Annotated in this window: 22 protein-coding genes; 1 reads left to right on the top strand and 21 read right to left on the bottom strand. The window is 51.3% G+C overall.

What is annotated here, in order from left to right:
* The 12 genes from umuD to RAC65_RS21625 form a co-directional block, all read right to left on the bottom strand.
* Nucleotides 1-425: translesion error-prone DNA polymerase V autoproteolytic subunit (umuD, locus tag RAC65_RS21680; RefSeq protein WP_022622231.1), on the bottom strand; the 425-nt coding region annotated here is incomplete at its 3' end.
* A 760-nt stretch (nt 426-1,185) separates the two neighbouring features.
* Complete coding sequence (locus RAC65_RS21675) at nt 1,186-1,890, bottom strand: SAM-dependent DNA methyltransferase (protein WP_375097271.1); 705 nt, start codon at nt 1,888-1,890, stop codon at nt 1,186-1,188.
* Between the two features lie 137 nt (nt 1,891-2,027).
* A complete protein-coding gene (locus tag RAC65_RS21670) occupies nt 2,028-2,972 on the bottom strand; it encodes a DUF1281 domain-containing protein (protein WP_375097270.1) in 945 nt (314 codons plus the stop codon).
* A 132-nt stretch (nt 2,973-3,104) separates the two neighbouring features.
* Complete coding sequence (locus tag RAC65_RS21665) at nt 3,105-3,716, bottom strand: hypothetical protein (protein ID WP_375097269.1); 612 nt, start codon at nt 3,714-3,716, stop codon at nt 3,105-3,107.
* A gap of 72 nt (nt 3,717-3,788) precedes the next feature.
* The gene (locus tag RAC65_RS21660; protein ID WP_105077217.1) at nt 3,789-4,097 is read right to left on the bottom strand and encodes a hypothetical protein; all 309 of its coding nucleotides are present in this window, start codon (nt 4,095-4,097) and stop codon (nt 3,789-3,791) included.
* A 110-nt stretch (nt 4,098-4,207) separates the two neighbouring features.
* Nucleotides 4,208-4,525, bottom strand: coding sequence for a hypothetical protein (locus RAC65_RS21655; RefSeq protein WP_375097268.1), 318 nt, complete (start codon nt 4,523-4,525; stop codon nt 4,208-4,210).
* Nucleotides 4,526-4,601: 76 nt separating this feature from the next.
* A complete protein-coding gene (locus RAC65_RS21650) occupies nt 4,602-4,805 on the bottom strand; it encodes a hypothetical protein (protein ID WP_375097267.1) in 204 nt (67 codons plus the stop codon).
* A gap of 11 nt (nt 4,806-4,816) precedes the next feature.
* Nucleotides 4,817-5,191 carry a hypothetical protein gene (locus RAC65_RS21645; protein ID WP_375097266.1) on the bottom strand — a complete coding sequence of 125 codons (375 nt, stop codon included), beginning with the start codon at nt 5,189-5,191 and terminating at the stop codon, nt 4,817-4,819.
* Between the two features lie 88 nt (nt 5,192-5,279).
* Nucleotides 5,280-5,696, bottom strand: a complete 417-nt coding sequence (locus tag RAC65_RS21640; protein WP_375097265.1) for a hypothetical protein — start codon at nt 5,694-5,696, stop codon at nt 5,280-5,282.
* A gap of 299 nt (nt 5,697-5,995) precedes the next feature.
* Nucleotides 5,996-6,484: a hypothetical protein gene (locus RAC65_RS21635; protein WP_375097264.1), complete on the bottom strand. Its 489-nt coding sequence runs from the start codon at nt 6,482-6,484 to the stop codon at nt 5,996-5,998.
* A complete protein-coding gene (locus RAC65_RS21630) occupies nt 6,481-7,401 on the bottom strand; it encodes an integrase domain-containing protein (RefSeq protein ID WP_375097263.1) in 921 nt (306 codons plus the stop codon). Before RAC65_RS21630 ends, RAC65_RS21635 begins: the two co-directional genes overlap by 4 nt.
* 960 nt (nt 7,402-8,361) lie before the next feature.
* Nucleotides 8,362-9,228: a hypothetical protein gene (locus RAC65_RS21625; protein WP_375097262.1), complete on the bottom strand. Its 867-nt coding sequence runs from the start codon at nt 9,226-9,228 to the stop codon at nt 8,362-8,364.
* Nucleotides 9,229-9,464: 236 nt separating this feature from the next.
* On the opposite strand from RAC65_RS21625, the gene RAC65_RS21620 reads away from it, so the two are divergent.
* Nucleotides 9,465-9,689, top strand: a complete 225-nt coding sequence (locus tag RAC65_RS21620) for a hypothetical protein (protein WP_375097261.1) — start codon at nt 9,465-9,467, stop codon at nt 9,687-9,689.
* A gap of 43 nt (nt 9,690-9,732) precedes the next feature.
* Here RAC65_RS21620 and RAC65_RS21615 read toward each other — a convergent pair whose 3' ends face one another.
* The 9 genes from RAC65_RS21615 to RAC65_RS21575 all read right to left on the bottom strand — a co-directional run bounded on the left by RAC65_RS21615 (nt 9,733) and on the right by RAC65_RS21575 (nt 19,632).
* The gene (locus RAC65_RS21615) at nt 9,733-11,253 is read right to left on the bottom strand and encodes a conjugal transfer protein TraG N-terminal domain-containing protein (protein ID WP_375097260.1); all 1,521 of its coding nucleotides are present in this window, start codon (nt 11,251-11,253) and stop codon (nt 9,733-9,735) included.
* A 1-nt stretch (nt 11,254) separates the two neighbouring features.
* The gene (locus tag RAC65_RS21610; protein WP_375097259.1) at nt 11,255-11,602 is read right to left on the bottom strand and encodes a hypothetical protein; all 348 of its coding nucleotides are present in this window, start codon (nt 11,600-11,602) and stop codon (nt 11,255-11,257) included.
* A gap of 1 nt (nt 11,603) precedes the next feature.
* Entirely contained in the window at nt 11,604-13,019 is a 1,416-nt protein-coding gene (locus tag RAC65_RS21605) for an integrating conjugative element protein (RefSeq protein ID WP_375097258.1), read from the bottom strand.
* Nucleotides 13,020-13,033: 14 nt separating this feature from the next.
* A complete protein-coding gene (locus RAC65_RS21600; protein ID WP_375097275.1) occupies nt 13,034-13,996 on the bottom strand; it encodes a TIGR03756 family integrating conjugative element protein in 963 nt (320 codons plus the stop codon).
* A 2-nt stretch (nt 13,997-13,998) separates the two neighbouring features.
* Complete coding sequence (locus RAC65_RS21595; protein ID WP_375097257.1) at nt 13,999-14,406, bottom strand: TIGR03757 family integrating conjugative element protein; 408 nt, start codon at nt 14,404-14,406, stop codon at nt 13,999-14,001.
* A 266-nt stretch (nt 14,407-14,672) separates the two neighbouring features.
* On the bottom strand, nt 14,673-17,108 hold the full coding sequence (locus tag RAC65_RS21590) for an ATP-binding protein (protein ID WP_375097256.1): 2,436 nt from the start codon (nt 17,106-17,108) through the stop codon (nt 14,673-14,675).
* 403 nt (nt 17,109-17,511) lie between these two features.
* Nucleotides 17,512-18,105 carry a hypothetical protein gene (locus RAC65_RS21585; protein WP_375097255.1) on the bottom strand — a complete coding sequence of 198 codons (594 nt, stop codon included), beginning with the start codon at nt 18,103-18,105 and terminating at the stop codon, nt 17,512-17,514.
* A 66-nt stretch (nt 18,106-18,171) separates the two neighbouring features.
* Nucleotides 18,172-18,813, bottom strand: coding sequence for a nucleic acid/nucleotide deaminase domain-containing protein (locus tag RAC65_RS21580; RefSeq protein WP_375097254.1), 642 nt, complete (start codon nt 18,811-18,813; stop codon nt 18,172-18,174).
* Nucleotides 18,814-19,227: 414 nt separating this feature from the next.
* Nucleotides 19,228-19,632: a hypothetical protein gene (locus RAC65_RS21575; RefSeq protein ID WP_375097253.1), complete on the bottom strand. Its 405-nt coding sequence runs from the start codon at nt 19,630-19,632 to the stop codon at nt 19,228-19,230.
* Nucleotides 19,633-19,638 lie beyond the last annotated feature (6 nt).

Genomic DNA, 19,638 nt, shown 5'->3' with positions numbered 1-19,638 from the left:
CACTCACCCCGGGTCTTATGAATAAACGAGGTAACCACCCCGAAAATCTGGAGCGTTTCCGGATCGGGGTATATGGGAGGAAAAGAAGGGTTCATGGGCTGAAGCGTCAGCCTGGGGCGGAGCAGCAGGCGTTTAACGGTAAACTCGCCCTCAATCTCAGCAATGACAATGTCGCCGTGCCGGGGAGATTCGGCCTTGTCGACCACCATTAAATCACCGCTGTTGAGACCAATGTCTGTCATAGACTGCCCGGAGGCGCGGACAAAAAACGTGGCTGCAGGACGCATGACACAATATTCGTTGAGGTCTAACTCGCGCTCAACGTAATCCTGAGCAGGGCTGGGAAAACCTGCCTGACAGGTTTCAAGGAAAAGTGGTGCAGCTATCGAGATCGGGGATAGCGGGTATTTGTATAAAGTGAGCATGTCATGGCACCTCCTGTTTTTACTGTTTATACATACAGTATTATCGAGTAACTACTCGACAGTCAACGAAGCTCAGGTAGGATTTTTGTATGCCTCTGATATGCGAAAAAAAATAGCGAGACGGTGACAAAAGTGACAGAACGACTTTTAAACACCTTTAAAATCAGCGGTCGATCATAAATCGCAATATTTTTAAGAAAGGTTGACAAGTCTTGCGGCCTTGTAAGGCGCGGCCTAAGAAAAACCGCAGAAAATACAACCCCCGCAGACATCATTTTTACCTCTTGTTAACCGCCGGTAACTACCTAAAATACTACTACATACTGTATGAGAGTAGTTGAGCAGGGGCTATATGTGGGGTGTCCATGAAAGCGAGGAGTGTAAGAATGGAAATAAAAAAGGCCGAAAGCACGCCAATGCTCTCAGCCTTTCGCACACCAGAAGGTGTTTTTGACAGAAGTGAAATTCATTGCCGAACTGCACAACTGAAGTCTGAACACCTTCATTGTAGAGGCTGATTCGGCTCACTGTAAAGCAGTCATGAGGAATCAATATGACTCTGCAAAGCCTGATTTTTGATAGGAATGGAAACCCAAAACCCTATCTTATCCCGCTAATTTGGATCAGCAAAATCGCCTTAAGCTCGCTGTTTAAGTGGCTTCTGGAGCGTTTTATTAAGTAGTAAAAAGGGGGCAAATGCCCCCTTTTGTCTGTATATAAAAGCCTCTCAGTTAATTACCAGACTGCCGTTTGTTTCTGCTCAAGCAGCCTCTTCACTTCGCTCTTCGGGTTTTTTAACATGCTTCTGCAGTCGTCCTGACCATCCCTCCCAGTAATGTACCGGGGTAAGCAGAACCCGTCGCCGTTCGTCACATAAGGCATTCCCGATAACAACTTCACCGGGTATGCCGCAGAGTGAGAGCTGGATATAGGCCATGCCCGCCGCCAGCGGATCAATGTCAGTCACCGATACCCACATATGGCGGTGCGGAGAATAACCGGCCTGCCGGAGCACACAGGCAAATGCGAGCGTCATGGCACCGGCACCGCAGGCAGGCTCAGCAAACGTGATAAACGGCTTGTCCCTGAACAGCTCTTCGGGTCTGCTGAGCTGCATCTGCGCCATCATCAGCGCCACGCTCCAGGGCGTGAAATACTGGTCTTTACCTTTGTCTCCCAGCTCCAGCAGCATGTAAATGCGCCCGAGAAAGTCACAGGGCTTTTCTTCCAGGCCGTTCACCACGTATGCCAGCAGTCTGGCCATTGATGAAACGTCCTCTTTTTTGTATCTGGCCACGATGGCCATGTATTTCTTTTCACGTTTCTCACAGAACTGCAGCCCATTCTGAATCGCAATAACGCTGCAGCTGATGAAGTCGGTAAACACCTGAAGACGCCGGGTGCCCCGGGCGATGGAGTTGAACAGGGAGATGAATTCCTTCTCATTGTCGATGCGGACGCTCATGCGTGTTTCCTCATTAAAAAGGGGGAACACGCCCCGTAAGGGAAACGATGTTCCCCCATCGGGTGAAAAAGCGGCCACAGCAGATGCTGTGGCCATTGTCTGACAGACCTGAGATACCGGTCTGTCGGTTGGTAACGTCATGCGCGAACGCCGGCGTAATGTGCAGTAGCCGGAGTGGCCGGTGCGCCTGCTTCACTGAACTGATACAGACGGGCCCCTTCACTCACCGGATACTGCACGTCCTCCTCCGGATAAGGGCCGCTGTCGACGTGGTCACCGCGGTCAAAACAGTTGTAACCCGACGTGCCGGCATCCGGAGACAGCCAGTAATGACGGATTTCACAGTCAAACTTCTGCGACATCTGCCCCATGACTTCCGCCGACGGCGGATACCAGGCAGAAGAAAACGTCAGCTTCAGTGAACCGATATCGTCACGACTCCACTCCATCCTGTGCCCCGCCGGAAACTCCGTCCCGTAAAGCTGGGTATAGAGTCCTGACGTTGTGCTGAGGCCACAGAAGAGACCACTTTCCCCGTTGAGCTCGGTGGCCAGACATGACGGCATCACCATCAGCATGTCACACGCACAGGTCGAGTCCGGCATTATACTGAGCCATTCCCAGCGCTCCTGCGGGTCAAACTGACCGCCTGCCGAGGCGACGCCAAACCAGTCGGCGTAGTGAACAGACATAAGGCGTGTGATGGTCTGGCGGGCTGCATGAGGGATACTCTCCCATTTCACGTCACCGATGCCGGACTGGAGCCAGATTTTGTCCATTTTCGAGATCGTTGCATCGTCAAGCAAGGCATCCCTGTCAAGCAGCTCCAGGAAATGCTGAAACGCCAGGTTTGGTGACGTGCTGCCTCCGGTGCCTGATGAAACCAGCTCCGGATAAGCACGGTATTTCGTTGCCTTGACGGGTTTGAGCATACCGGCACAGCCGGCGAGAAACAGCTTTATGGCCTGCCGTATGGCGTGGCGGTAAAGCGGTATTTCTGTCCCGGTTATCCACGACTGCATGACATTGATGCAGTCAGATTTACCGGTGATTTCCAGACGGTTTTTGCACCATGAAAACATAGTTGTACTCCTCTTTTACGTTTAAAAAAGAGGGCATCTCCCTGAGGAGAATGCCCTCAGGGGGATGATGGCGACTGACGTCGCCGGGTGTAATTTCTCTCCGCCATGCTCCGTGTTAAACCCGGAGTGACATCAGTAACGGCGGTAAGAGCCGTCTGACTTCAGCGATTCGATATCGGATTTGACGCGACTTACGGCGCTTTCAAACCTCTTACGGTCTTCAGGTTTAGCCCGCTTAGAATCAACGCGTATAACCCTGTCGAGCACATGAAGCGTCTCCGAACGCCAGCTTAGACGCTCAGCATTGCTCACGCAGGCGCGAAGATGCTGGCGGGACTGGTCATAAAGCCACTGAATCTGATCGCGGTAATCCGCAACCGGTAAATATTCCTTCAGAGGCGGCTGTGTCTCTGTATAAATGGTCAGCGATTTAGCAAACTGATTGATGCCAGGTTGCATGTATAAATCGTGATGGTCATTCAGCACGGCATCGTAAACTTTCTGGTCCAGGAAGGTGCTGAAAGAAAACTCCGGCTCGGCTATTAAGGCATCACTCAGTGCTGACCAGTCAGCATCCCTGGAGGGGTTGCAGCCGGCAGCCCAGCCTTTCAGCCATTCCGCACAGCCATTGTCATCGGGTACACGGACATAAATTCCCAGATTCTTTTCAAGAATCAGTGGACGCCCTTTGCCCTGATTCTGTGTCAGCAGCGGGCGAAGTTCAGTTGAGGTGAAACGTATCATAGTGGCTCCTTAAAAAAGGAGGTGACCTCCCCGGGAGGGAAAGTCCCTCCGGGAAGTGTCATTCAGTTAACATCAGTCAAAGCGGTAGCGAAGTTCCGCCATCTGCTGCGCCATCAGCCGCCCGGCCCTGAGGGCCTTGCGGGCTGTTGCGTACGTACCGACTCCAGGCAACTGGTCTATACGCCAGTCACGCTGAGTGAAGCCGGTGCGACGGGAGATGACGGGCGTAAACCCGTTTTCTGTCGGCACGACGTCTGCCTTAAAGCTGCAGCGGCCGCTGCGGTTGGTAAACCACTCTGCCTGCTGTTGCTGCAGGTTGCCGGCAAGCCGGTTGAGTGCGCCTGAAAGGCGGGTGATAAGTGAAAGCATTATACTGCTCATGGTTTTCTCCTGATTAAGTGCGGAGAAAACCATCGCCGCTGTTGCGGGAAGGTTGTCCCCGCGCGGGTAAAAGCCTTTGTCAGAAACTGACGCAGGCCGGTGGTTAACAGTTAACCTAAATGACGGTAACCGACGTTATCTGCATCGTCCGGATTAAAACCCCAGCTCGCAGAAACGGTTATATATGTGCGCCCGCAACGAGGGTGCGCACGATGTCTGAAATGATGCTCAAAGCGTTTACCGGGCAACAGGCCTGACGTGGTTTCCCAGGTCGACATGTACTGCCAGATTTCGCCGTCATTATCAGCGACGGTAGGCTCTGAAAGTGAGCGGTTCAGCTTATGGCGCGCCAGTTTTTTCCACATGCGGTGCCATTCACTGCTGTCACGTTTAACGTATAAACAGTATTCAGATTCCAGTGTGTTCATCGAAAAATCCCCTTCAGATAAAAGGAGGATTTGTCTCCGCAGGGAGATAAATCCCCGCAAGGGTGAGTGGGTCATATCAGTCAGCTCTTTGATGTATTAAAGACTTCATCAGTTCGCTGATTTCTTTAACCTGATAAAGGTCATAATAATCGCGATGCTTAATACCCAAAGAGCGGCACGCAGCGCGGACTTCGCTTTCTGTAACACGATCAGGGATGATGTCACGTTCAACGCACCATTCAGCGATTAGACACAATTCAGTATTGTTAAATAGCTCCATAATCAAGCACCTCAGTTGCAACCGTAGCGCTCTTGCTCACGTAAGTCATACATGAAGCCCTCTTCGTCTCTAACGGCGCTTTTGAAAAAAAACGTCCAGGCTGCTTCATCAATGTTTCTGGCCATGTGGCAGAGGTTTTCAAAAAAAGACTGCCATGATGCCGGCACGAGTTCGCGTACAGACAGCTCGGCCAGGTCCCGGGCAACGTCAGCCATTTCCCAGACATAGTATGGAAAACCGTCTTCATCGGTATCGGTGTTAAGACCAAGGCGACGATGCGCTGCAATAATCAGCAGGTCACCTTCTGCTTTGGCCAGTGCAGCTTTGTAAGCGTCACGTTCGGCGGCACTGATTTGAAAATCTTCGTTAAGAGTTAATGCGTTCATAAAGGATTCCTTAAATCATTGGGGAACCCTGCCCCTGACGGGGACAGAAGTCCCGTTAGGGTGAGAAACGGTTCGGTTAATAAGGCGGTCAGACGATGTCAGAAGCATCAGCGCTCTGATAAAACATTGCACGCAGTTGCTCTGTAGCGTTGTCCAGCGCTTTGTCCTCTCGGGACCGTGTAGCGCCCTCATGAAAAGCCGCATTCCAGTGAAGACTGTGAACACTTGTCCCCAGGAGAGTAAGCTCGTTCACAGCCTCTTCGGTAAACGCATGTCTGATGTAACCATGCTCAGTTGCAAAACCAACTGCGCGCGCGACATGTCTCAGAAAAGTCAGGTAGTCCGGAAGGCCGTCAGCAGGAACCTGGGGATCTGCATCGACCATGAGTCTGTAATCCAGACGCACGTGAAGCTGAGTTTTTACGTAATCCACCATGATTTTTGCAGAAGCCGGCGAATCACAGTTCAGTAACGTGAGAGGGTTGATCATTCTGGTGTAATGCATGGGTACGATCCCTTAATAAAAAGGGAACCGTCCCGGAGGGAAAGTATCCCTCAGGAGTGAGAATCAGGCACAGAATGCCGGATGAGTAAAACAGGTGTATGGGAGTGTGTTGCGAAGTAGAAAAGGACCTTAACCGCAGGGGTCTCTGTTTTCAAAGGTTAACAGATTTGTTACCGCCCGAAAGCGTCATCTCTCAGGTAATGATGACATTGGCATGTGATTACCCGAAGGCGTTCCTCTCAAATCACCGGAACATTGGCAGTTGTCGTAATGACAACAGTTAGCAAAAACATCGTACTTCAGGCTAAAAACTTCTTCAAGAGGTAAACCCTAGGAATTCCTGAACGATTGAGGGAAGACTTAATGAAGAAAAAATCTTCACTCTGGTAGAACCATTCTAACACGCCGCATTCAGGATGAGTTTCACAGTAAGTTTTGTATTCAGACAAAGCAGTTTTTGCAAAGTTTGAGCCGTTACGCCAGGCTGAAGCCCACTGCTTATCATTTAAAATTTTTCTGCAAAGCATTAACAGGTCCTCAAGATACGTTATCCTCTCATCGGGAATAAGACCAAGCTCAGATGCATTTGAAATCATCCTGATAACCAAGTAAGCCCGCCAGTCAATACGCTCCTTGTAATAAAAAGCATTATCAAATATCGGTAATTTTGCGACTGCCGCCTGGAGTTCGCCTTCTAAGTTGGAAATATAGTGAATGAAAAAATATAGATCAGGAAATTGCGCCAGATAAACAAGCACCCCAAGGTCACACTTAACAGAGTTGTTCATTCTGCCTCCTGACTGTTCCGGTAATAAACCTGTTTTATATAACGCCCCCGACCATCACCATGCCCCAAATCCATGGAAATCATTGCCATTACTTCATTTTCATTAAATCCCTGTTTTTTGTGAAAAGCCGAAAGTTCCCTTGCAAAGTTATAGCGCATGCTGTGTGGTGCTTTTTCACCGACTAATCCTGCCTTACGGACAAAATATCGATAACGGTTTATTGCCTGATGAATTCCAGGTTTATCAATAAACTTACCATTTCTTTCGGCCGCTTCTTTTTCAGCATATAAAATCGCACGACGGGCCTCATCACGATCAATAATGGTTGTGTCCCTCGGACGTCCGCCTTTAGTTCCGAAGATAACCCGTACTGATTTATCGCCATTTTCCACCGCACGTTTCCAGGTGGATAATGACTTACATGCCTCGACAGCCTCTTTTGTTCTTAGTCCAAAAACATAGGCCAGTCGCATCGTCGCGGCCACTCCTCTGTCCTGTTTTTCTATTTCACTGAATGCCTTTGAAAATTCTTCACGGCTCAGCGCTGTTTTTGTACCATCCCGGTTAACACCCGAAATGCCGAGTGCTTTATTACTGAGACGTTCGTTATCAGGATCTGCAAGGCGGTGTTTTCCGGCAGCAGAAAATATTCCTCTGAGAACAGACATTTCATTTTGTAGTGTTCTGTGGCTGATGTTTTGAGCTTTCCTCTGCGAGATATAAGTCTCGACGTAACGTACTTTCAGACTCTCCATGCTGCGAAGTTTTATACCCGTACTCCTGAGATGTTCGAGAAAATACCGGCTTATCCGATCACGATCAGCAATAGTGGCATAGCCTCCCGCGCCTTTTCTGGCCAGAGATATGAATTCTTTTCTGAACTCTTCAATTTTCGAACGCGCACTTTTCTGCTTCATGAAATCTCCCCGACATGAAATTCCGGATAATTCCGCTGTGAGCAACCCTCAGGCAGCTCCTGACTGAATAACCTTACAGTGACCAGTTCGTTGGTCAGACGTCCATGCGTGTCGGTAAATGTGCCATCCTGGCCGTCAGGTACTGTGTAGCATGGCGAGACTGAGTTGAGTTGTTGCAGGAGCCCGCTTGGCACTCTGTGCGGCGGTTTGATGCTCCCCGTTCACCCGGTCAGGGTGAACGCCTCAGTACTCTGACGATTTTCTCCTTATTTCATATAGTTAAGACTTCAAGAAGCCATTGGTTGCGATTTACGTTTTGCGGCCGTCCGTGTGAACGGACGCAAAATAAAGACGTATTAAGAAATACGATTTGGTGATTCCCGTGAAAACACCTTTAAAATCGTTCGTGAAGCCACGTATTACGTGGTGTTGACGTATGCCGCTTTGCGGCGTCACTTGGTACTCGTTTCACTCGAACGCAAGTGACGCCGCGCTCCTCTGCTTTCAATGCGGTTGTGGAAGATGCCCAAATGTTCCAAATGGTCATACCCACAACGCAAAGTTCGCAACGGATGCAGACGTCATCAGACGTGAGGAAACGTAATAAAACAGGCAGAAGGGCCTGAAAGAAGTGCTGACGAATCAGACGAAGGTGAAAGTAGATCCTTTATCGCGCTTATCGCGATCCCCATTTTCAAAGGCTGACGGGTTTACCGCCCGAAGGCACCGTCTCTCAGGTCATGACGGTTTTGGCAGTGCAATCACCCTAAGGCGTCCCTCTCAGATTGCCGGGACATTGGCGTGTTGCAAAAGCAACGGTACAACGATCGGAATGTTAGATCGTTATGAGATCCATTTACAAGCTAAATGTTATAGATGAATGTGGGAAAAATACGGGAACAGCCCTGAAGGCAAACTGTTAAAAGATCCCTTACACTACTGACTTCAGGTCTTTAGATTTTAAGATAGAAAGCGTGAGCGAAAATGTGGCACGTTCCCCCATGTTTTTGAGTAATCTAAATCGAATAATTGCTTTGCAAATTCAGTGCTTAGATGACTACAGGCATCTTCATAAATGGATTCAACTGTTTTGTCATCAATGGTAATGTTTGAAACAGGAAATTCAATAATGCCAGTAGAAGAGCGATTTATTGCAACCCATTCCTCGCCTTCCATCTGATTGCTTGGGAGAGTGAGGTAAGAATACAATACATCTTCTATTGGCATATTGAAACTCAGAGAAATAGAGCCGTAACCGCCTTTCTTGTTAGTGTCGGTGAAAGAGTTTGCAACATCCATGTATAAAGGTATTGTTTCGCAACCAAGAATATTCGCTGATGTTTTATAAAGCATCAGTAAGCTATCATAGCTCATTCTGTCAATTCCGAATTGCGATATTCTGACTCTTTTACTTATACGGTGTGGTATTCCTTTGGGGGGGATCTCGCGCCTTAAATTAACATGAGTAACTCCTGCAGAGTTTAAAAGTTTCTGTGTGTTTCCGTAAACTTCATCTAGCTCGGTAATGATTTCGCTTAATTGTGACTTACTGAGAGATTCTATCAAACCTTTAACGTCGCTATCATTCCTATACCATGAATATATCCTGTCATTTTTTATGGGTAGTTTAGAATCTTTAAATAAAATTGAAATAAACTCAAGTAAAATTGCATATCCGTTTCTTTTTTGTTCACAAAAGCCTGTGATGAATTTATATTGCTGAACTTTACTCCCATAGCCAATGCAAGCAGCAAGAATTTCGTTTTTTATGCGGATTTTTGAGTTGGTCAGGCTTCTATCCAGTTCAAAGGTTTTAAATGAGTTCATTTCCATTCCATTCTGGTTTATATAACGAGTCCGATTATATATATCTTATTCATCTTACTTGCAGTGAGATAAATTTTGTAATCGATTGCGAAACTGTCCTGGCTCTGAGAAAGATGATTTTCACAGGATCAGCCCTGAAAACCATAGCGCTGAGAGTTGTACAAAAACTTGCCAATCCAGCTGTCTTTAAAGTAATCTGAAGCAGGGCATTTCCTATAGTATCGGAGGCAAATTTCATGGCCAGCGACTGGAATGAAGAGCTAGATAAGTACGAGAATGGTCGGAAATTTGGTGAGGATTTGAAAGATTCAATTCGGGCTACCTTTTCTGTACTTGGGCATATGAAAGGGGCTCGCAAGAAGCACCATTCTGTTTCTAAAGAGAATGGCTACACTTTGGGTAGTCAAGGCTGGGGCAATTATGTAAATAGTGAGAAAATGTATTACAGTGAGGATGACTAGTACTGGAAAATGTTCACTCAAATCCAGTACTAGTTAGGCAGTTCTAAATCTTTTTGATTTGTGATGTTGCTGCGTCTTGCACTGCTTTTCCTGCTTGTTCTCCTGCCTGTTTAGACTGTACAGACCCTTTTTCCAGGGCTGAAGATATAGCAGCCCCTAATTGCACACCCACCCAACCTAACATACCTACCCAGAACGCCGGAAACACCACATACATCATCCCCAGCACCAAGTTCATGATCCATCCGTCACGCGGTGAGCTGAGGAAATCTGCGATAGGCTGCCCCGAAGCCAGCCCCCCTTCAGCCAGGTTTGAGTAGAGAATGGTGATAAGCCGGTCATCCAGCCAGCCCGCCAGTGCCCACCAGAACGTGATGAACTGCAGCGCAAACAGCGCAAACGAAATCGTCACTACCGTTTTAGGTTCATAGGCACTGAACATCATCAGCACGGGAATGACGATGATGATCATCATCTGAAGCAGCGCCTGGATCATCGGCAGTGCCTGCTTGAGCGCATCAAAACCCGGCAAGGCCTCAACCTGCTTCATGCCCAGCCCGACAGTAGAAGCAAACCGAGAAAGGCTTCCTCCGATACCGCTTGTTGTGTCAGAACTACCGGACATATAAGTGACACCACTGCCTGAAATTTCTGCGTTGCTGGGGCTGACCAGCCAGCGTAGCGCCGGCTCTTCCCACTGAGTACCCGGGAACTGTCGCTGAAGCTCTTTTCGGGTAGATTCGCTGAAGCTGGCCAGTACACGCTTGCGCAGTCCGTTGCTCCCGTCTGACCACCAGGTTTTGCACGTCGGATATCCTCCCTGGCCCGTATCCGGATAACCGCTGTCACGACTGCTGTTGTATGGCCACTGGCTTCGTGGCGTCATGGCAGTGTAATAGTCGTAATAACCTGAGGTGTTAAGGAAATAGTCACTGCCAATCCAGCCGACTGAGTTGATGGTGGCGTCGCTCAGCTGGCTGTTGCTGTTCTTCAGCTTAAAATAGGCCCGGGAGTAACACTGGTTTGCGAAGTCCTGGACCTCCTGCAGCACCACCGGGTCACGCAGTTTTGTGTTCTGCACGTCAAAGCGCAGCTGCCGCAGCTGCGTGCCGCAGGGAATGGACGCTATCATCGCCTGCGTGGTGCCTTTCGACATCGCATGCAGCAGATACCACCACACCGGCACCTCAGCCGTGCGGCCGTCGAAGTCATTTACGAGCCCTTTATAGCCGGAGTTCTGCGGCGTCGGTACGCTGAAGCCACACTGTTTTGCCCGCGCGTCGTCAAACTTGATCGTGCTGATATCCACCGGCAGCAGCGGAATGCAGCAGACCAGCATGACCACAAACGAGACATAGATGGCGTGCTCGATGCGCGGCAGCGCCAGAACGCCTTTGTTTCCCTCGTCGGCACCTTCCTCCCGCACCTTCAGCCACACGCCGAGTACCTTAAAAACCAGCGGCAGCGCGAAGAGGCCTGTGCTGCTGAGGATGCCCCACATCGAGTTATTGAGGACCCAGCCAAACAGGATGAGGAAGTATTCCAGGTAACTGTTCGCCGTCATGTCAGCCTCCCTGAACCGCATTTGACCAGGCCACATACTCCGTGGCCAGAAGATAAATGATGGCAAGGCGCTCCAGGCGCGGCAGGCCTCCGGCAGCGTCCGGCCAGCGCTTAAGCAGGCGCGGCCGCAGCTTCATAATCCAGATGCACCCGATGAAGACGTACATGCACAGTCGCCAGGCAAACATGGCCCAGCGGCTGTCGTAGAGCCACTTCTGAATAAGGTGGCCATCGGGGTCGTACGCCATGAACACCGAAGCCAGGCCAAAAATCGCGGCCATGGCCACGATGGTGCTCAGGAATATCAGCAAAATGCGGCCGGTGAGGCCGCTCAGAAATCTGCGCTTCATGTCAGTTACCTCCCGGCTGAGGCTGACTCATCTGACTGAAGCCCTGGTCCTGATTGCCGGCTTTCTGCTGCAGCTGGTTATCCTGATTACGTTCGCCCTGACGCTCAAGCGTGGTCAGCAGGCTGTTACTGCTGATGGATTTGCGCAGCTCCATCTCGTTACGCAGCGCGTTCAGCTCACGGTCGAGCGCATCCACTCGACGATCACCCTCGGCGATAGCCTCAGGCTGTTCGGCCGCATTCGGTTCAGACTCACCGGTCGTCAGCATGCGGCGCATGGTGAGTGCCGCCTCAACCGTGTCAGCCATGGCCAGCTCACCCGCCAGTCGCTGCACCAGTGCGGCCTTGTCCGGGTCATCACGCAGCGCCTGAATCACGCCGCGCGTGACGACAAGGCTGCCGGTTTTGAGCGCGGCCAGATTATCGGCCGTGGGCTGCAGCTGACCGCTAACCAGTTTGCTGAGCTGCTCCAGGTTGGTTTTAGTGGCGTCTTCCAGTACCGGCGAGAAGCCGGTGCCGGCAACGGTGCTGCCCGGCTGGTTATCCGCGCCGCCGCTGGTGCATTCGCTGGTTTCACGGCAGGTGCGGATAGAGCGGTCGCCGAGGACCTTAACAACTGCCGCAGCGGCTTCATCGGAGGATTTGTAGCGCTGGCAGACCGTACCGTTACAGCTGGCTGACCCGACGCTGCTGTTGCTGGTCACCGGCAGGCTGTTCATCATGTTGTAGCCGGCTTTTGCCAGGTCACGCGTGGGCTGAATGGCCGGCTGTCCCTTGCCGCCGCGTTTCTGGCCACCGACCCAGGTCACGCCTTCTTCGCCCGTGGCCTTCTGCAGCTTCTGGTCGCTTGATACCGCGTCACCACCGCTCGATGCCACGATGTCTTTATACTCCTCAGACACCGCCGCCTGCTGCCACTTGCTGCCCAGGGTGTAGTCGGCCAGCTTTTTCGACATGTTCTGGCAGTTGAGCTGGGCCTTGTCGAAGTTCAGGCCCGCCTGCAGCACGCCGTTGGTCAGCATTTCATACAGACCCGGGTTGGCACGCTGAATGGCCATCGCCGGCATGCTCATCACCGCGCCGGTCGCGCCCTGTATGACGTTGCCCATAAGGTCCTTAAATCCGCTGGTGATACCGTTGAGCTGGTTACCGACGGTGGTTTTCAGGTCAAAGTTGCCGCACATCAAGTCACTGCTCCAGCCGCCGTCCAGGCCGAGCCGCGACATGTTGCTGCGGGTTGAGGGCGGCGAAATGACCGAGCCGCCGCCGATGGAGTAGAACAGGCCGTCGTTGATGGCGCCGCTGACACCGGCGCCCTGAGAGGAAAGCGTGGTATCGATGGCCAGTGCCGGCATCGCCAGGGAAAGGAATAATGCGCTTGTGGCCACGCTCAGTTTTTTAACTCTTAAATTCTTCATGCAGTGTGTCCTTATTAAAAATCGGTGCTGTACAGGAAGGTCTGGCCACGTCGCTTACAACAGCTGTAAGGCTGCCAGAGCGCCCAGGCGTAATCGCCGCTTTCCGCCTTCTGGCCACCCGTATCCGGAAAGACCGCGCAGCTCTGCGACAGCTGCGGCGAAAGCCGCTGCCACTTGTGGTTTTTTGTGCCGGTGTTTTCGGTAACGGGGTCAGGTGGCCAGTAACCCGGAGACCGCTGGCCAACCAGTGGGTTGTAGACGTGCAGCTGTCCCTCGCGGGTGATGATATCGGCGACACGCTGAACCACGACGGCCGCCGATTTGTAGCTGTCGGTCTGCGTCACGAAGCCGCTGCGGGGATAAACGTTGCCCCACATCTCGCCGGCAAACGTATTCCCGATTTCACGCTTTCCGGGTATCAGCGCTTCCGGATAGAACGATTCAGGAATGCCCGTTCGCCAGGCCAGCGAGTCCATGGCGCTGACAAAATACGGCACGAACGGCGTGGCCGCTGAGCGGCAGGAATAGCCCGGCACCATCCCGCCGATAATCGACGTCGCCGGGTGGCCATACGCATCGCCGTAGTAGAAATGCAGGTTCTGTTTGCGCATCCCCGGGGCCTTCATCTCCTGACGGCCGCCGCCAGCTGGCACGCCGGTGAGACCGCCGGATACCAGGCTTTCAGCGCCGCCCGCCGTGGCGCTCACGGCTGACATTTCGGTCCACGGGTTGTCGCCCGGGTTAAGGTAGGCAGAGACCACGGCTTCCGGAATATAGTGGGTAACTTTGACCGAGGTTTTCACCGTGCAGCCAAAGGGGGTGCAGAGCAGCCAGTAGCAGATGCCGCTGATGCGCCAGCTGATACAGTCCGGGCTCATGGCGCTGGAAACCAGGCTCGCGGTGTTCACGCTGGCAAGCGTGCCGGTGCAGGTAAACAGCGTGGCCAGCATCAGCCGGCGCGGACGGGACAGGTGCATGTTCACGGCTGTTTCTCCCGCCAGGCATTGAGTTTCGCCCGGGCTGCGGCGACGTCGGTGGTGCCGTACACCACCCATTTATCGTCGAACACCACGGCAGGGTACTTTTCCAGCCCGAGTGACCAGGCGTGTGCGACGCCGGCATAGCTCGCCGCTAACGCCTGCTGATTCTGACGGAACGCCGGCGAGGTGATGACCGCCCGGGCCTGCTGCTCAGCCTGCGCGGGGGCAGCGGAGAGCGGGCCGAATTGCTGCGCCAAAAGGCGATCGGGCGCGTCCAGCTCGGTGACGGTGATGTCTGGGCTCAGCTCACCGGTAACGGGGTGCGCATGATCGGTATAAATCACGGTGCCGGCGTGGGCACCTGCTGTGAGGAACAGCGTGGTAAGGCAGCAGAGGGGGATTTTCATGAATAACACTCCCGGAGTGGATAGTGCAGTCAGGGTGCGTTTTTAGTGTGGGAGGGTCAGCCGTTAACTCTTAACTCAGAAATCATAATTCTCACGGCGGTCAGCTGTGCGGCACGCTGATTCATAAAAGATTCACAGACTGCTCCTTAAGAACCGGAAAAGCCGGCCGATACAAGTAGTAAGCGAACTGCCAGGTGGTGGTAAGCATCGTGAATAAAATCATTAGCTAATTCCGTTTGGGGCCTCCAGGCCCCCCTTTTTATCTGTCATTCCTGACAGTCAGTCTCGTTTGAATGTCGCCATTCAAGATAATCAAGTTCCCAGTAAAATCCTGCAGCGGCCGCATTGCGCTCAATCGTTTCGCGTGTCTCACCCTCATTAACGTACGGCAGCCATGATTCCGGGAGGCTGTCTTTTGGTCGGGTCTCGGACTTTTGAACAGCTGAAGCAGTGTCGTCTGCTGTGGGCAGAGGCCGGTATCCGCCGGGCTGTTCCCATGTTTTTCGCTGCCAGGCATCCAGTTCCTCTTCACCTGTGTCTGTGGCGTAGACAAGATATTCTAAAATTTCCTGCGTGAGGTTTTCAGGGGTTGCACCGGGAAGGGACTCAAGTAAACGAAGACGACTGGACTCCATGTGCTCACGCTCTTCCTGCTCAGACGCTTCAAGAGACTCGTTTTGATCTTTTATAAGCTGCAGAAACTCCGGTGATACCTTGTAAGCTTCCCACTCTTCATCCTGAATTCTTCTCTCCTCAGCCCTGCGTTCGCGGGCGACTCTGGCCTCCTCGATCCCCTCAGCCACAACGTCAGCCCAGTTGACGGATTCGGGTTTAAGTGTGCCGGCTACCCCAAGCTGCTGATTAAGGAATGCCAGACGGTCCCCGTCCTCCGGTTCGACTGCTGCACCGACGTCATCAGCCAGGCTGTCAGCACTGATAATCCCGGGCAGGCCGTTCCTTTCACGACCGGTACTTGCACGCTCAGCCAGGTAACGCTCACTCCACGCCAGGCCTTTAGCGCGTTTACCGGCCCCTTCAAGGCTGGTTGTGTATTTCATCAGCCAGACGTGCATAAAATGCTGACGTTCAGCCGCACACTCGGTGCTGATATCGTGAAACCGCTGATAAAAACCCTCATCGTGGCCGCAGTCCATGCTGTCACCTTCGTGTGCCACCTCGTGTTCTGTCAGGCTGAAGAGTCGACTGGCCGTCCTGAGCGCATCGGTCTTAAGCTGGCGTACGATGTCAATGTTGTAGGCGATGTAAGTCTCACCATCCGTCCAGGCTTCGGCCGATGTCGACTCGCCCAGCAGTATCTGGAACCGCACACCTCCGTGAGCCCGGGAGGTGCTATGGCGTTCGCCGCCCGAGCACACCCGTGCATACTGGGCCAGGCAGTAGCGCAGCGCGGTCCAGGCCCTGCGGGTTTCCTTATCCAGCGTCTTTTCACTCACCATCTGCGTGCGGTCGACAAAGTTCGCGCTGAGCGTGTCAAAATCGATGAGCTGCAGCTCTGAGCTGAACGGCATTCCCCAGCGACCAGAAGACGGTTGCTGTTCGCGGTACGCGGTGAGGTTGTCACGCACCCGACTCATGCATTCCAGAAAATCATCCGTGTTATCGCAGTCAAAGCGCGTCAGCGTCACCGGGTGAATGACCGGGGCGATGCCGGCACGCGCAATGAGCTCCCCACGCGGGACGTCGCGCGCATACTCAACCACAGTAAAACAGTTTTTATCGACAGCAGAGGGATAGTAGCGGCATTTGCGCAGGAAGTGCTCCAGGGTAACGTGCTGTTTGCCCGGGAGAAGCGTAATCACCTCTTCACCGTTAACCAGCTTCTGCAGGTCTCCCTCGCCGGCAAGCAGCGCCCGGGCGGTTTTCTCACGCCGGGCCTCGGTTTTGCGGTGACTGCCGGTGTTGTCAGAAAAGGCCTGCGCCAGCCCGCTGAATTTTGCTGCTATCTGCTTCCAGACCATGCAGCTCTTGCGCAGAATCTCAGTGCGCGACACATTTAAAGCAATGGCTTTTTTACTCACGATAAGGCCACCCACTCCCCAGTTATGCCCCGGGTCATGCCTGACAAGCACGCCCTGGTTATAAATGGATACAGCGCCGTCTTCCCGCAACCGATACCAGGCTGCGTCATCCTCAGCGTCCCATTTTTCCAGTTCCGGTTTACGCGTAATCACGTTGCCGTTGAGGCAGACCGAGACGGGCGTGTAGCGCACCAGGTCACGAATTTCCTGCATGCATGACATACGCTCCTGAGTGGACATCGGCTCATACCAGTCACCGCTAATGACACACCCCTCCTGAATCTCACCGGGCTCTGTCAGTTCATATTCATAACCCATTACCCGCGTGTCGACCTCCATCTGCCAGCGCTGCGAGCGCCAGACGGTCCGGGCATGCGCCATAATCTGGCCACGGCCGAGGCGAAAACGACCGTAGGTGGCATCGCCTTCAGGGTGTGGCGTGCCGAAGCGGCCAAAATAGCGTTTCACATCTTCATATGACGCAAAACCGCGACCGTCGTCACGGCAGGTGAAGCCCTCCGGGGTAATCTCCAGAATGACCGCAACCGCGCCAGCATCGACGCTGTTCATGATGAGTTCGATAAGGGCTTTGGCCACAGAGCCGGCCTGGCTGTAGATGATGTGATGAATGATTTCGGGGTCGAGCTCGAAGGGATGTCGCATAAGAATGCTCCTGTTATGAATTCAGGGCCATTTTCCCGATGAAGATTAAGGGTTAAATGAAGAAGTCATAATGCGGGTCTGAAAGAATAACGGGTACGTTCAGGACAGACATGAAAGGCAGAAAGGTACAATGAAACTGGAAGAAAGAACGGCGGAATTTCTGGAACATCGCTGACCCTGGCACTATGCCGCGCGACGCTGACTGAAGGTGATGAATGGCACCAAAGAAGATGCAGAAACAGAATAAATTGCCAGGCGACCTGAACACTGCCTTAACATATCGGCAGATATACCACCTGACAGGTGGCGAGCGCATTCAAGACAAATACATAAAGCAGAGCAGCTATGTAAATAGGGTTACTGAATCCCGAATGCGCAACGTATATTTAGTGATATTTGAGCGTTAAACTTGCGGTGCAGGCAGGTTTTCGTCCAGATGCTTTAATAATATTTCGTATGCATCAAAAAAACATCTAAATTCCGATTGATTCACATTAAATGAGCTACCAACCGTACCAAGGTTGGTTTTACTTTTGAAGTTTTCATCTACAAATCCCATGTTGTGAATGCAAATATGTCTTATCTGAAATGCAAGTCGAAGTTTCTCAAGGCTTGTAGTAATGCCTGAAAAATCTATTTTATCGGACAGGCTTGCAATAACATCATCGAATCGTTGAAAAAAACCATTTCCGCTTCCCTTTGAATATCCATACTCATCAAAAATATCTTTGAAAAAAAACTCGATATCAGAGCAAAGCGATATTACGCAGATCTGGTAAAGGCGGTCATAGATCCCCGAATACATCATCCTGTAGTCATGCATTGTTTTGACATTTGAAGGCCATTTTAACGAGTTAGCTACATCCGAATTGAAAACAAAGGTCTTATCGTTGTCCTCAACCGTGGCAGCATGCATAAAAAGAAGGTTGTTTGTCAGTTCCCTGGATTTGTCATAATGCATTTTTACCCGTAAGTTGCTAAGTGTATTCCTGTCCATGAAACCCTCTCTTTGAAAGTAGTGAGTGATAGTAATTAATTTTAGCCTGCAAAGAAGCCGAAAGAATTAAAACTGAACCGTTTTCAATCTTGATTTGTAGTCATCCCGTTGAGATTGACTCAAAGTAGTGTCATAAATTTCGAGCACATTATATTTCTGGCCATCATTTGCAATAAAATTTGTAAGTTCATCACCAATAAAAGCCCTAAACGCTCTACGAGTTTCATCGGTTTCAGGACTTGAGGATAAAAATCTAGGGTATGCCCATCCGGCATTCCAAATCCCGCCGGATGAGGATTGAAATTTGACGCCTGCTATAACAAGTACAACAGCGCAGCGTAAGCACGCTGGTTTGGATATTCCTATGTATTCTGGGAATGTACCATTATGCAACTTATGATAATCAAGCAGTTTCATTTCTGCATGCTTTTGTACAGTAGTATCGCTGACTTTTGTGTAAGTATTTGCTGAAAAAACATTTTCTACACTGGGCTTATTCCAGTCATTCATAGCCACTGCGGGTTTGTGGTTGAAAGTACCCGTATCTACCACAGCAGCACAATTCCTGTCGTTTGATGGTTTTATTTTCTCTGCATTTTTATCAGATATTTCTTTTTCTTTATAAACGACCGTAGAAACCTTACGCTGCCAATAACTTATCGTCGCATTTAGCATTCGATCAAGGTCATTTCTGTAATTAAAAGCCATGTAACCCCCTACGAATAGTTAAATTACATTAACATTTTTGTTTTTTAATTCACAACAACTATTTGAAACATGAGAAGGAGGCAGCATTGTAAGAGCAACAGAAATGTCACTATAAATATGATTTTAATAGGATATCTTCATATCTGCCCTTAACCCGCCAGAGGGTTGTTAATGGTAGTGAAACTCAGTGACTGTTAAAAAAATGCAGTAGTAACAATCAAGTCTATCTATGATTTAATCCGCAGGTATCAACTGCTGAATTAAAAAGGGAATGCTAAAACCTGAAATGCGGTAGTCGATCCTCATCAGGGGCTGACAAATGGTAATAATCGCGGGCTCTATGCCGCCCGCACCCGCAGCCTCCGTTCCCGCCCGACACCACACACCGGTGCCGGGCGATAACGGAGGGTCTGTTTAATGGCACATCTCAGCCTCTGTTGCGCGGTCTATCTCCTTCAGCACCCACAGCATATCTGTCGCATCCGGCACACAGATATTCCAGCGGATGCCGGTCCTGTAATCCTCCTCGGTTGGCCATAGCGTATTACCAGTGACAGTGATGAGAATATCCAGAGCCCTGTTGTTGGCACCGGAGAGATGCACGGCCGTGCAACTGCGTCGCCCGACGCGATGCGGATAGACCGATACCAGCAAGGGATGCTCAAGGCGCTGACCTATCTCCTCCCGGAGCTTCACGATGGCACGGTTATCCGTCTCACCCACCGATGCCTGCCCCTGCGGCGGGACGGTAAAAATGACAGTGGCGATTAAAGCCTTGTCCCCGACAACCAGTGGCGGCGCCATGGTCAGTTTTTTCATAAAATC

This window comes from Pantoea sp. BS_8 (assembly GCF_041954965.1).
GTDB lineage: Bacteria > Pseudomonadota > Gammaproteobacteria > Enterobacterales > Enterobacteriaceae > Pantoea > Pantoea stewartii.
The sequence above is the reverse complement of the archived record's forward strand: the minus strand, read 5'-3'. Positions and strand labels throughout refer to the sequence as shown.